This is a genomic window from Acinetobacter sp. YH1901134 (assembly GCF_013416965.1).
In the GTDB taxonomy this organism is placed as follows: domain Bacteria; phylum Pseudomonadota; class Gammaproteobacteria; order Pseudomonadales; family Moraxellaceae; genus Acinetobacter; species Acinetobacter amyesii.
On record NZ_VPEW01000013.1, the window covers coordinates 1 to 13,166 of the forward strand.

Sequence of the window (13,166 nt, forward strand, 5' to 3'; positions counted from 1 at the left end):
TTGTTCCACTTTAGATATTTGTTTAAGATGAGATGTAACTCATTGAAATGTGTCATCATATTCGTCGTCAGAAAACAAGTATTATGCCATTATTTCAATGAGTTATCTTTTTTTGTCGTGTACAAAGGGCTTGGGTAATAATTGAAAAATACACGCCTTTAATTTTGGAGCGAAAGGCAAAGAAGCCAAAAATGAAGGCAATCAATCCCGGAACTAAAACCACCAAAGCCAATGCCCACACGATATGTTCAGTACCCATCCAGTACCACGGTAGCTCGGTCCAACTCAAAAAGCGCATAAAATCGGGTAAGCCATCGCCTGCCGCTTCACGCATGAGATACATACCGAAGGCATAGCCGCCCAAGGCAAAGTACAGACCATGTCCCAAACTTAAAATGCCGGCATAGCCCCAAACCAAATCTAAGGCCAATGCCACCAATGCGAGACACATAATCTTGCCAATGAGCGTGACCCAATACGCTGATAAATGCAGTGCTGAATCGGCTGGCAATACATGTAACCAAGGCAAAATCAGCAAAATGGCAAAGCACACGGCAATCGCCATACCGCTATAGGGTTTATCCGATAATAACGAAGTGATTTTCATGCGCTTACTCCACAAAACGGCCTTTGATGGCAAACAAACCTTGTGGACGTTTTTGAATAAACAAAATCACAAGAACCAGTAGAATAATTTTCGCTAAAACCGCACCCATGCCGATTTCCAGCACTGTGCCACTGACACCTAAACCTAAGGCCGCCAGTACTGCGCCCCATACTTGGCCAACACCGCCAACCACAACCACCAAGAACGCATCGATAATATAGTTTTGTCCTAGGTCAGGACCGACATTGCCGACTTGTGCTAAGGCACAGCCTGCAAGACCTGCAAGCCCTGAACCTAAACCAAAAGCCATCATGTCAATGCGGCTAGAACGGATACCTACGGCCTGTGCCATTTGACGGTTTTGCGTGACGGCACGAACAAATAAACCAAAGCGGGTTTTATTCAGCAAGTAAACCAGCAACAACAGTACCGCAATGGTAAAACCAATAATGGCAATACGGTTATAAGGCAGCATCAGGCTCGGTGTCACAGCAATGCCCCCTGACAGCCATGAAATATTCGACACCTCAACGTTCTGAGCACCAAAAACCATACGCACCACTTGCATCAAAATTAAGCTCACACCAAAGGTGGCTAATAGTGTTTCCAATTGACGGCCATACAAGGGACGAATAACGGTACGTTCAATCAACATGCCGATCAAAGCACTAACAAAAAATGCAGCAGGAATCGCGGCAATCAAATACCAGTCGACATAGCTACTGAGATAACTCTTAAACAGGCTTTGCACCACATACGTGGTATAGGCCCCGATCATGATCAGTTCACCATGCGCCATATTAATCACGCCTAGCAGACCATACGTAATGGCTAAGCCCAACGCCGCAAGCAATAAGATACTGGCCGTGCTGAGACCTGAAAAGACATGTCCAGTCCATTCACTGGCCTGAATACGGGTTTTAATATTGCTCTTGGCTTCTGTCAGTGCAGCTTTTAACTCGGGATGCAGATTGGCTTGTTGTAATTCCTGCTCCACCATTGCCAACACATCGGGACGGTTAGAATCTTGCAGCACTTTGGCCGCCTGTATTTTTTGTAATACATCGGGGTTTTGATAGTCTAAACGTGCTTTGAGCTGCGCTAAACGGGCTTTAACTTTGTTATTTTTTTCATTTAAATACAATTGATTAATATTTTTAACATCCAACTCAGCCAAGTTATTTTCTAAAATATCAATCGCATCTAAACGTTGGTTTAAATCATCCGATTGCAGCTTTTCTTTCGCTTGCGCAAACGTTAAGGCTTTACGAAGGGTATTCACCAAGGTGACTTGAGATAAATCGGCAGGCCAATCCATCACGGTTTGCAAATCAGGATAGCTCAATAATTTTTCGTCAGTTTCTAAAATATAGGTTTGACCGCTTTGACCACTATATAACTGGTCTTTTTCGACCAATGCGGCCAACTGATCTAAGGATTCAATATCGCCCGGCCATTGATTGAGTAAGCTGCGGCGCTCGGTAAAACTACCGCGAACAAATTGCTGAATGGCGTCACCTTGCTGCACAGATTGCACCGTAGACACCACATCCGCTGCAGTTTCTGCATGCACGATTTGCAGACAGAATAATTGGCTCAGGAATAGAAAAAGGATCGGGAAATTGCGTAATTTTTTCATCTTATAAGCATCCCTATTGAGTAATAGAACAACCCCATCTAGGGATCACATCAAAACATGCCCACTACACAATGGCAGCAGGCATTCGGATTGAATTATTTAGGGATGTACGGGCTCCATGGCTCTGCAGCTATGGTTTTTGCGGTTTTGTGTACCACATCAAACTGACCATCGGCACGGATCTGACCAATCATGACTGGTTTATGCAAATGATGGTTCGACGCATCCATTTGCAAGGTATAGCCCGATGGCGCTTTAAATTCTTGGCCGGCCATAGCTTCACGCACTTTATCGACATCTGTGCTTCCTGCTTTTTCTACCGCTTGTTTCCACATATTGATGCCGACATAGGTAGCCTCCATCGGGTCATTGGTCACAAATTTATCGGCATTTGGCAGTTTGTATTCCACGGCATACTGCTTCATTTTATTGGTGAATTCAGTATTCACTGGATTTCTCACTGACATGAAGTAGTTCCACGATGCCAAGTGTCCGACCAGCGGCTTAGTGTCGATACCGCGTAATTCCTCTTCACCTACAGAGAACGCCATCACTGGAATATCCGCAGCTTTGATGCCTTGGTTGCCCAATTCACGATAGAACGGCACATTTGAATCGCCGTTAATGGTCGAGATCACAGCAGTCTTTTTCCCTGCCGCAAACTTCTTCACATTGCCCACAATGGTTTGATAGTTGCTATGACCAAATGGGGTATATTCTTCCATGATGTCTGCATCGGCAATGCCTTTCGACTTCAAGAATGCACGTAAGATTTTGTTGGTAGTGCGTGGGTAAACATAGTCTGTGCCCAACAGTACAAAGCGTTCTGCCTTACCGCCCTCTTCACTCATCAGGTATTCAACAGCAGGAATCGCTTGCTGATTCGGTGCAGCGCCTGTGTAGAAAATATTTTTAGACTGTTCCTGACCTTCATACTGAACAGGGTAGAACAATAAGCCATTTAATTCTTCAACCACGGGTAAAACCGACTTACGAGATACCGACGTCCAGCAACCAAAAATCACGGCTACTTTGTCTTGGGTAATCAAATGACGGGTTTTTTCCGCAAATAGTGGCCAGTCCGATGCCGGATCAACCACCACAGGTTCTAGTTTTTTACCCAATACCCCGCCATTGGCATTAATTTCATTAATCGCCATTAAGGCCGTATCTTTAAGAGAAGTTTCTGAAATCGCCATCGTGCCTGACAGCGAATGTAAGATCCCAACTTTAATGGTGTCACCACTTGCTGCAGCGGCTTTTGGTTCAGATGCAGCGCTTTCTGTTTTTTCTTCTGCAGGTTTTGAACAGCCCGTTAAAGCAATCGCCCCAGTCATCGTTGCCGCTAAAATACTTTTAGCAAATACATTGCGTTGAAACATTATTCACACTCCCAACCTAAGCTTGTAAGTCACATTTTTAAAATGCATTTGTTGTCTTTCATCACAACAGAGCAATTCAATAACTGTGCCAAGCCTTATTTTTTATTTTGATTGAGTGCTTTTATTTATTTTTAGATATTATTTTTCATATATTTACGCTAAAAAAACTTACTTGTAATTTTTTATGGGTATATTCAAACACCGTAAAATCACCGCAAAGATGCATACAAACTTGTATCCAACACTTGACCTATAATTGAACAATTTTGCGACGTTTTTCAAAAAATACGGTGTATTAGCACACAAATCATGCAGCTTTTCCTAAATTTAAAGCAAAAAAAACCACTTGCGTGGTTTTTTTCTTATTGCAATTTTAAACCGCCAAATCGGCCAAATTACCCTTCTGCTCTAACCAATGTTTACGGTCTGAAGAGCGCTTCTTCGCCAATAATTTGTCGAGTAAACCTGAAGTAAACTGTACGTCATCCAAGTCCAGTTGCACTAAACGACGTGTATCGGGATCCATAGTCGTTTCACGCAACTGACTCGCGTTCATCTCACCCAATCCTTTAAATCGTGTGATTTGAGGATTTTTGGTTTTACATTTCTTTAAGATGCTTTCTAGTTCATCTTCATCCAGCGCGTAATGAACGTCTTTATTATCATCAATACGGAACAGTGGTGGCATTGCCACAAACAAATGCCCTTCTTCCACCAAAGTTGGGAAGTGTTTAACGAACAAAGCACAAAGCAACGTCGCAATATGTAGACCGTCTGAATCGGCATCGGCCAAAATACAAATTTTGCCATAACGTAATTCAGATAAGTCATCACTACCCGGATCTACACCAATCGCAATCGCAATATCATGTACTTCTTGCGATGCCAAAACTTCGTCTGAAGACACTTCCCAAGTATTTAAAATCTTACCACGGATCGGCATGATCGCTTGGAAGTTCTTATCACGTGCTTGTTTGGCAGAACCGCCCGCTGAATCCCCTTCCACAATAAACAGTTCTGATTCTTCGAGGGTATGGCCCACACAGTCAGCCAGTTTACCCGGCAAAGCTGGGCCGGAAACGATCTTTTTACGTTCAACTTTTTTCGCAGCTTTTAAACGGCGACCGGCCTTGGCAATCACCATTTCTGCCAGTTGCATAGCAATATCGGAGTTTTGATTCAGCCACAGTGCAAAGGCATCTTTGGCAATATTTAACACCACACTAGAGGCTTCACGGCTTGAAAGTCGTTCTTTAGTTTGACCCGAAAATTGTGGCTCTTGGAATTTTAAAGACAGAATAAAGTTGACACCATCCCACACATCTTCGGCAGACAGCTTCATATTACGCGGCAACAAGTTACGTAATTCACAGAACTCACGAATCGCATCTGTCACACCCGAACGTAAACCGTTGACATGTGTACCGCCTTGCGCAGTTGGAATCAAATTGACATAACTTTCTTGAATCTGTTCGCCGCCTTCAACGTTCCAGCAAATGGCAAATTCAGCACTGGCACGTTCAGCTTCACCAGTCGCCACAAATGCAGGAACAGGAACGATGTCACGGTCTTGTAGCTCATCCATCAAATAGTCGACCAGACCATTTTCAAATTGCCATTCGATCTTTTCGTTGTTGATTTGATCGATATAAATAATCTGCAAGCCTGCCGCCAAAACAGCCTTGGCTTTTAAGTTGTGTTTTAAGGCTTTCAGCGCAAATTTAGGCGAATCAAAATATTTGGCTTCAGGCCAAAAATGCACGGTAGTACCCGTTGCACGTTTAGCGCATTTACCTTCCAACACCTCAAGCGGTGCCACAGGAACGCCATGTTCAAAGGCCATTTTATATAGATTGCCTTGACGCTGAACTTCCACTTCAACACGATCTGACAGTGCGTTCACCACCGAAATACCCACACCGTGTAAACCACCTGAAAATTGGTAGTTATCGGTACTGAACTTACCACCGGCATGTAATTTGGTCAGAATAATTTCAATCCCGCTTTGACCATACTCAGGATGAATATCAACAGGCATACCGCGTCCATTGTCTTCTACCGACAAAGAACCATCTTTATAAACCGTCACAGTAATTTTGTTGGCATGACCTGCAAGCGCTTCATCGACGGAGTTATCTATCACTTCCTGCGCCAAATGGTTTGGTCGTGTAGTGTCTGTATACATACCCGGACGGCGACGTACCGGATCTAGGCCAGATAAAACTTCAAGTGATTGAGCCGTATATTGCGTCACGTTGCAAAATTCCCTGCTTTTTGGTTAAAACATTTCTTCAAGCGCTACAGTATATGCTTTTTTATTAAAATGCATATCTCTTGCGATCAGCCGCCATTTTCTTAAACAATTTAAACGTCAAATGATGTCGTAACTGCCTATTTGTGTATGTTGAATCTAGCTGGTCAGCATTTGTATTGGATCATTTTATTTAGGCATATTTTTGACAGCATCGGATAAAAACTGCAAGAGCATCGGTATTTTTTCTGCAAAGTTATCCATGCCATGCGTTCCACCCACCTCAGTGATCAGCATAGCCGTGCCGGCTTGAACCGCACTATAAAACCTAGTGGCATCACGATAATCCAAGGTTTCATCACCTTGTTGGAGCAAGACCAACAGTTGATCTGCATTTTCAACCTTAGATACAGCCAAAGCCTGCATTTGATTGAGCTGTGCATCATCCAAGCACCACGTTTCAGTCACCTGATAAGGCAATGCCGTCTCACCAAATAAATCACGAAATAATTGCCATGGATAGACCGCAGGATTGATGAGCACCGCAGGAATGTGATGGCGTGCCATCAACTGCGTCGCATAAAAGCCACCTAAACTGCTACCGACCAAAACCACATTATCCAAACCTTCAATCAGCTCTGACATCTGCTGCATTACCTGTAGTGGTGGCATATTCAAATCTGGCAAATGCACGTGCACACCATTTAAGTCTGCGCAATAGTGCCGCAATATCTGCCCTTTCACCGAATTTGAGTTACTTTGAAAACCATGCAAATACACAATATTCATCATTTTGATTCCAAATTGATCTTTAAATTGCTTTAAAAGTGGCATATAAGTGCTAACTGCGTCACATTTTCTAAATTTGAATTTTTAGTAAAATTGTCAGACAAAAGGCATTCACCGACAGGTCTGTTATCGGTATTGTAAAAGCTGTTCGTGAGAATTTTATAAAATAAACAATGAAACTTCAGGCTATTCCAGTAATAAATACAATCGAGGGATAGCATTGAATGTAAGGATAGGAACATTATGCCTAGCTTAACACCATTGCATGAAACCTATTGTAAATGGGACCGCACGCCACCCAGTCAAGCAGATGTGCTGGAAGGTTTGGCACAACTCGTGACAATGCGTTTTAGTGATGTCGTGCATGACTTGATCAAAAACATTCAACGTGAAATTTTAATCAGTATTTTTGGAATGAGCGAACAAGGCTCGAAAGCCTTTCATAAGCAGCCGACCATTGCACGGATTTATGAATTTTCTTACAACACCTTTTTCAATTATGGCAATTATTTACTCGCACCGACGCTGCGTAGCATTATTGAAAAATTCCCACGCTTACACGACAAACCCCTTACCCCGTCTTTACATTTTCTAGTAGGTGCGCTGAATGGGGTCCTGGGTGACTATTTACTGAAATATCACAACCCGATGGCCTTACCGATGGTGGTTTACGACCATTATGGTGCGGTACAAAAAGGCGAATTAAACGGTCGTATTACCCTGTTAATTCATGGGCTGTGCATGAATCATCTGTCATGGTCGACAGCCAAATATGGCGGCATTGGTGAAAAATTACTTTCTCAACGTGACCATAACACCATGCTGTATTTAAATTACAACACGGGTCGTCGTATCTCGACCAATGGTCGCAGCCTTGCCAATACATTAGAAGATTTGGTCCGTCGCAACCCGGGTATTACCAGTATCGACTTAATTGGTCATAGTATGGGGGGCTTAGTGTCCCGTAGTGCCATTTTTTATGGCAAACAAAATATGTATCAATGGATTCATCAAGTCGAAAATCTAGTCTGCTTGGGCTCACCACATCATGGTGCTGTGCTTGAACGTATCGGATTTCATCTGCAAGATCAATTGGGGCGTTTCCCTTTGGTCAAAATCGTGGGCCACGTGGTGAATATTCGCAGTAACGGCATTTTAGATTTGCGCTATGGCAGCGTGCGTGATGATGATTGGGAACATAATGATGTCCGTATTGGACTCATGGACGACAACCGTAAACCAGCCCCGATTCCATCGCATATCAATACCTACCTCGTGGCAGGGACCATCGAATATGAACATCGTCGCAATAAAACGCGACATGTGATTGGAGATTACTTGGTCAGTGTGAAAAGTGCGTTAGGAGAACACCCAAACCCACGCTACCAATTAAAAGTACCTGACTCACATAAAGCAATATTTTATGGCCTGAACCATTTTGAAATTCAGCATCATCCACAAGTGGCCGAGCAAATCGTGCATTGGTTCTATCCAAATAATGACGATAAAGCTTGTGACCACATTTATGAATTTATGATGGACTTGGAAAGTATGGAAGGCATTGCCCTGACCTAAGGTAAACTTCCCCCATGCAGACTCATAAAAAAAAGCCCTCAACTGAGGGCTTTTTTATGTATCACTAAATTAAAATTTATCACGTAAACGTGGCACTGGTCTGCTTGGGTATTTACGTAATAACTGCCAAAGGCTAAGCAAAGTTAAGACCGCAAAAAACACCAATGACCAAACCGGTAAAGATTGTCCCAAGAAGGTCCAATCCACTTTGGCACATTCACCAGAGCCGGTCAGTACTTGCTCAAAGACTGATTTTAACGGCAGCGTTTCTACCCAATAATCCAGTCCTGGGCCACAGCTCGGTACTTTGTCTGGCGGTAAATTTTGCAGCCAAATATGACGCGCAGCCACCCCAGCAGACCAAAGAATTGATAGTATCCCCAACAATGCGTAAATGCGTTTACCCCAATTCGATGCTGGATTGTGAATCAATGCAATCAATGAAATGATGCCAAGTCCAATCAAACCAATACGTTGGAATACGCACAACGGACAAGGTTCTAAGCCTTGTACATGTTCTAAAAACAGCGCAAAAGACATACCGATCACGCTGGCTAAAAACAACAAACCACTCACGAAGCGGAAACTCCATTTCATGGTAAATCCTCTTAAAATTTTTTATCTGAAGTTTTTCAAATATTCTTCAAAACTCAAGGTACAGTCTTGCTCAAGTTCAGCCTGTTTTTCTAAAGACTGCTCAGCAGCTTGTGCAAAGTATGCAGCAGTTTCAGGGCTCAAGACATGCTGCTCATACACTTCAGCATGTTGTAAGGCCATAAAGCTACCAAAGCCCCAAGTTCCACCTTGTTCTAAAGTATCGCTAATCATACGTGCCGACAATGTTTCATCGACTTCATCGATGCGTGATTGCATCACAGCCATTGCCTGAGTGTAAATATCTGTATTGTAAGAATCATCCAGCAATTCAGCCAACGGTTGCATCGCAGCAACATGTGTACGACACCATGTTTCAATTGGAACCGCTTGACCTTGCTGTAAAATCACTGCGTTTGGCGCACGACCACGGTTTACCACTTCCGCCTGATTTTTCTCAATTTCATTTTGTTCGGCATCTAACAACGCTGGACTGTCTTGCAATAAACAGTACAAAGCCACCACTTCGAGCAAGCCTGCCGTGTCTTCATTGATCCCAATCGGGCTATAAGGATTGACATCTACCGCGCGTAATTCAACATAACCTACGCCACGATTTTGCAGGGCTTCAGACGGTGTTTCACCATCCTGTGGCACTTGTTTCGGACGAACCAAACTGTAGTATTCATTTTCAATTTGCAACACATGGTCATTAATTTGAATCGGTTCACCCTGTTCATCATTTAAACCTAAATGACTAAATGCAGCATACGGGGTATGCACCGCTTTTTGCAAACCTTCCAAATACGCCTGAATGTCGTTGTAGTGAATCCCTAACTGTTTTTGTGCTGAATTTTGATAGCCAAAATTTCCCATACGCAGCGCCGTTGCATAGGGTAAAAATAGCGTGCCTTTTAAGAGCGGTAACAGCTGATGTTCACGTCCAGTCATAAAACATTTACACACCGACGGACTCGCCCCAACCAAAAACATCACCAATGGCGTTAAACGAATAAAATTACGGATCAGGCCGAAATAACGATGACTGCGATAATCCTGTAAGCTCAATGCCTTGAGGGCGTCGTCAGTTTCATGCTGTTGAAGTGCTTCAAAGAAATGATCTGGGAAGGATAAATTATAATGCACCCCTGAAATGGTCTGCATCCGGCGACCATAACGCACCCCTAAACCACGACGGTACAAGGTTTTAAAGCGCCCAATATTCGAGCTGCCATATTGCGCTAAACGAATACTGTCTTCGTCTTTATCCAACATGCATGGCATCGACAACGGCCAAAGTTTTTCACCATGTTCCAAATGCGTATGCGCAACAGCATGAATATCTTGCAGATAGTTCAACGCCTCTGTAATAGTTTCTTTTGGTGGCGTGATAAATTCCATTAAAGCTTCAGAATAGTCTGTCGTAATATGCGGATGAGTCAATGCCGCACCCAAGGCTTGGGGATGGTCGGCCTGAGACAAGAAACCGTTGCTTTGCATACGTAAGCTTTCACGCTCAATACCGCGCAACATTCCTTTAATCAGCGAAGAATCTACCCAAGTCGGTAAAATGTCTTGAGAGGTCGATTCGGGTTGACTCATTGCTATCTCGCTTAAATGGAAGAAACTACTAAAATAAAATCATCAGTTTATATCAGTATAACGCGATTTGAAGTGGGCATATGACCCACTGTATAGTTTTGAGACAAACCGTGATTTTATTTTGGCAATTTTTTATCACAAACTTACTCTATATGACATTTGAAATTTGTGATTTTATAAACAAATATATGCTAATAATGCTTAAAACTTATGAATTATCAAGATATTCTCGAATTTTGGTTTAACCCAGAAAATCAGCCCAATTGGTTCGCTAAAAGCAATAATTTTGATGTTTTAATCGAAAAAAAGTTTAAAGACATCCATCAAGCGGCCAGTCAAGCAGAACTGTGGCAATGGCGTACTACTGCCGAAGGTCGATTGGCTGAAATTATTGTTTTAGATCAATTTTCTAGAAATTTATTCCGTGACTCTGGCTTGGCTTTTGCCCAAGATGCACTGGCTTTGGCGCTTGCACAAGAAGCCATCGCGCAGGGTTTAGATCTACAATTAAGCCCTGAACAGCGCTCATTTTTATATATGCCCTTTATGCATAGCGAATCGACAAAAATCCATCAAAGCGCGTTAAAATTATTTGAGCAACTGGGCAATCCGATCAACTTAGAATTTGAAAAAAAGCATAAAGTGATTATCGATCGATTTGGACGTTACCCGCATCGCAATGCGGTATTGGGCAGAACATCTACAGCAGAGGAATTGGAGTTTTTAACCCAGCCCAATTCTAGCTTTTAATTGACGGCTTTTGGCCAGTATCTCCCCTTGCCATGAACCGATTAAACAGGAGTATGCGCATGAACAAACTCATTATCGCAGCAGCCATAACCGCAGCACTCGGTTTAACTGGCTGTGCCACAACCCCATCAAAACCTTTGACCTTTGAACAACTCGGTCAATATTCTGCGACACCATTAAATGCTCAAAGCTATCGGATTAGCTTCCAAGCTAGACCCAATATGAGCTATGGTACTGCCGAAGAAATCACCTTGGTTAAAGCCGCTCAAACCACCCTACACAATGGCTTTCAATATTTTAAAGTCATGGATGACCCGAGTAATCGGAGTCAAAAACCGCCGCGCCAAGCGGTGATTTACCCAGACCCAATGCCTTATCCATATGGCTATTATCGTCGCCATCCCGGATTTTGGCCAGGCCCGTTTTATGACGTTCCACAGGTGGTTACACTCGATCCAACTCAAGTTTCCTACAGTATTACTTGCTATAAAGATCGTGCCAAAGCCCCTCAGGATGCCTTTGATGCTCGCTTGATTTTGCAGTCACTCGGAGCTAAATATGGTTTAGACAGCCAAGGAAATCCTTTGCCTGTAGCCGCTGAGCCCACCTCTAAATAAGTCAACCCATAGAGACCCGATCATTGATGAGCCCAACTGAACAGCCCGCTGTTTCACCTAGTCTGCAACGCAGTAAACGCTTCGCCACCATTGCTTTGGTGGTGGCGGTGCTGGCGTGGATTGCATTGATGATCGCAGCTAAATTGCTGCCCGAATATGTTTGGCTCATTCATATTTTGATGCTTTCAGCAGAAGCTGGCGTGGTTGGTGGTTTGGCAGACTGGTATGCGATAACCGTTTTATTTCGCAATCCCTTTGGTCATATTCCGATTCCTAAATTTTTACGTGACCACACAGAAATTATTCCACGCAATAAAGCGCGCATTGCTGAGTCCATGGGCCGCTTTGTTCAGGAAAATTTTCTTTCACCACAAGTGGTTGAAAAAAGTTTAGCGGAGACGGATCTCTCTCTTGCCGTCGGGAAATGGTTGGCCAATCCGCACAATAATGCGCAAGTGACTCAAGTCATTCAGCAAACGGTACCGAAAATTTTCGAATTTGTCGGTCAGGAACAAATTGGACGCTTTATCCAAAATAACAGCGTGCAATGGGTACGCAATACGCAAGTCAACCATCTTGCCAGTGAAATGCTGCGGGCAGTTTTAGAAAATGATTTCCATCAAGATGTCCTGCAACGTGGATTAGATTTAGCCCATGACTGGATGTTACAGCACCCTGAACAAACCCGTGATTTATCACGTCAGTTGTTTAAAGAACTCGGGGTTTGGAAGCTCGCCAAAGGTGCAAGCTGGATTGGTATTGATGTACAGCAGCGCACCATTGATTCACTGGTCAGTCGTGTCGAGTCCATGCTTGCTGACCATGAACATCCGTGGCGCCGTAAAATCGAAGACATGGCACAGCAGCTTATGCAGCAACTGGCGGACAATCAGAGTGTTGCCAGCCAACGCCTGAATAGCACCAAGGACGCTTTATTAGACAGCCCACAAATGCTTAACTTTTTAAGCGGCGCTGTTGTGATTTTATGTGATGCGATTAAATCTGATCTACAAAAGCCGAACTCTGGCATTGCACAAAACCTACGCGTCGCCATTCAACAAGTGGGCGAAAATATTGTCTCTAACGTCGCTGTACGCCAATTGTTGAATGAAAAAATGAGTGATATTGCCATCAATCTCTCTGATCAATACAGCGAAAAAGTCATTCGGTTTATCAGTGAACGTATACATGAATGGGACTCACGTGAAATGATCGATAAGATCGAAAACGAAGTCGGTGGCGACTTGCATATGATTCGAGTCAATGGTGTCGTGGTCGGTGGTTTTATTGGCCTCGCACTGGGGATTATTCGTGCCTGTGTAGAATGGCTGCTTTAGCCGCCTGCAGCAGTCCTCCTCAA

At 43.4% G+C, this 13,166-nt stretch carries 10 protein-coding genes and 1 pseudogene; 4 read left to right on the forward strand and 7 right to left on the reverse strand.

The genetic code is table 11. From position 1 onward, the window contains the following. Window positions 1-124: 124 nt before the first annotated feature. From FTV50_RS12855 to FTV50_RS12875, 5 genes and pseudogenes are all read right to left on the reverse strand, one after another. A pseudogene (locus FTV50_RS12855) lies at window positions 125-607 on the reverse strand (urea ABC transporter permease subunit UrtC); the annotation flags it as partial. 4 nt (window positions 608-611) lie between these two features. Beyond that, window positions 612-2,246, reverse strand: coding sequence for an urea ABC transporter permease subunit UrtB (urtB, locus tag FTV50_RS12860; protein ID WP_180024644.1), 1,635 nt, complete (start codon window positions 2,244-2,246; stop codon window positions 612-614). 95 nt (window positions 2,247-2,341) lie between these two features. Further along, the gene (gene urtA / locus FTV50_RS12865; RefSeq protein ID WP_180024645.1) at window positions 2,342-3,628 is read right to left on the reverse strand and encodes an urea ABC transporter substrate-binding protein; all 1,287 of its coding nucleotides are present in this window, start codon (window positions 3,626-3,628) and stop codon (window positions 2,342-2,344) included. 373 nt (window positions 3,629-4,001) lie between these two features. Then, window positions 4,002-5,882, reverse strand: coding sequence for a DNA topoisomerase IV subunit B (parE, locus tag FTV50_RS12870; protein WP_180024646.1), 1,881 nt, complete (start codon window positions 5,880-5,882; stop codon window positions 4,002-4,004). Window positions 5,883-6,068: 186 nt separating this feature from the next. Further along, window positions 6,069-6,668: a YqiA/YcfP family alpha/beta fold hydrolase gene (locus FTV50_RS12875; protein ID WP_180024686.1), complete on the reverse strand. Its 600-nt coding sequence runs from the start codon at window positions 6,666-6,668 to the stop codon at window positions 6,069-6,071. A gap of 243 nt (window positions 6,669-6,911) precedes the next feature. On the opposite strand from FTV50_RS12875, the gene FTV50_RS12880 reads away from it, so the two are divergent. Then, window positions 6,912-8,243 (forward strand): alpha/beta hydrolase, encoded by a 1,332-nt coding sequence (locus FTV50_RS12880; RefSeq protein WP_180024647.1) that lies wholly within the window; start codon window positions 6,912-6,914, stop codon window positions 8,241-8,243. Window positions 8,244-8,312: 69 nt separating this feature from the next. Here FTV50_RS12880 and FTV50_RS12885 read toward each other — a convergent pair whose 3' ends face one another. Beyond that, window positions 8,313-8,840 carry a disulfide bond formation protein B gene (locus tag FTV50_RS12885; RefSeq protein WP_180024648.1) on the reverse strand — a complete coding sequence of 176 codons (528 nt, stop codon included), beginning with the start codon at window positions 8,838-8,840 and terminating at the stop codon, window positions 8,313-8,315. Window positions 8,841-8,861: 21 nt separating this feature from the next. Next, window positions 8,862-10,439 (reverse strand): glutamate--cysteine ligase, encoded by a 1,578-nt coding sequence (gene gshA / locus FTV50_RS12890; protein ID WP_180024649.1) that lies wholly within the window; start codon window positions 10,437-10,439, stop codon window positions 8,862-8,864. Window positions 10,440-10,649: 210 nt separating this feature from the next. On the opposite strand from gshA, the gene FTV50_RS12895 reads away from it, so the two are divergent. From FTV50_RS12895 to FTV50_RS12905, 3 genes are read left to right on the forward strand one after another with little or no spacing between them, the layout of a single operon-like run. Beyond that, window positions 10,650-11,189 carry a DUF924 family protein gene (locus FTV50_RS12895; protein WP_078190604.1) on the forward strand — a complete coding sequence of 180 codons (540 nt, stop codon included), beginning with the start codon at window positions 10,650-10,652 and terminating at the stop codon, window positions 11,187-11,189. 59 nt (window positions 11,190-11,248) lie between these two features. Next, window positions 11,249-11,806: a hypothetical protein gene (locus FTV50_RS12900; protein WP_078193246.1), complete on the forward strand. Its 558-nt coding sequence runs from the start codon at window positions 11,249-11,251 to the stop codon at window positions 11,804-11,806. A 26-nt stretch (window positions 11,807-11,832) separates the two neighbouring features. After that, the gene (locus tag FTV50_RS12905) at window positions 11,833-13,143 is read left to right on the forward strand and encodes a DUF445 domain-containing protein (protein WP_180024650.1); all 1,311 of its coding nucleotides are present in this window, start codon (window positions 11,833-11,835) and stop codon (window positions 13,141-13,143) included. The last annotated feature ends 23 nt before the right edge of the window (window positions 13,144-13,166 follow it).

Bases quoted from the DNA above. Each gene is read 5' to 3' on its own strand.
- urtB (WP_180024644.1), bottom strand. From the start codon at position 2,246: ATGAAAAAATTACGCAATTTCCCGATCCTTTTTCTATTCCTGAGCCAA.
- urtA (WP_180024645.1), bottom strand. From the start codon at position 3,628: ATGTTTCAACGCAATGTATTTGCTAAAAGTATTTTAGCGGCAACGATG.
- FTV50_RS12875 (WP_180024686.1), bottom strand. From the start codon at position 6,668: ATGAATATTGTGTATTTGCATGGTTTTCAAAGTAACTCAAATTCGGTG.
- FTV50_RS12880 (WP_180024647.1), top strand. From the start codon at position 6,912: ATGCCTAGCTTAACACCATTGCATGAAACCTATTGTAAATGGGACCGC.
- FTV50_RS12885 (WP_180024648.1), bottom strand. From the start codon at position 8,840: ATGAAATGGAGTTTCCGCTTCGTGAGTGGTTTGTTGTTTTTAGCCAGC.
- gshA (WP_180024649.1), bottom strand. From the start codon at position 10,439: ATGAGTCAACCCGAATCGACCTCTCAAGACATTTTACCGACTTGGGTA.
- FTV50_RS12895 (WP_078190604.1), top strand. From the start codon at position 10,650: ATGAATTATCAAGATATTCTCGAATTTTGGTTTAACCCAGAAAATCAG.
- FTV50_RS12900 (WP_078193246.1), top strand. From the start codon at position 11,249: ATGAACAAACTCATTATCGCAGCAGCCATAACCGCAGCACTCGGTTTA.
- FTV50_RS12905 (WP_180024650.1), top strand. From the start codon at position 11,833: ATGAGCCCAACTGAACAGCCCGCTGTTTCACCTAGTCTGCAACGCAGT.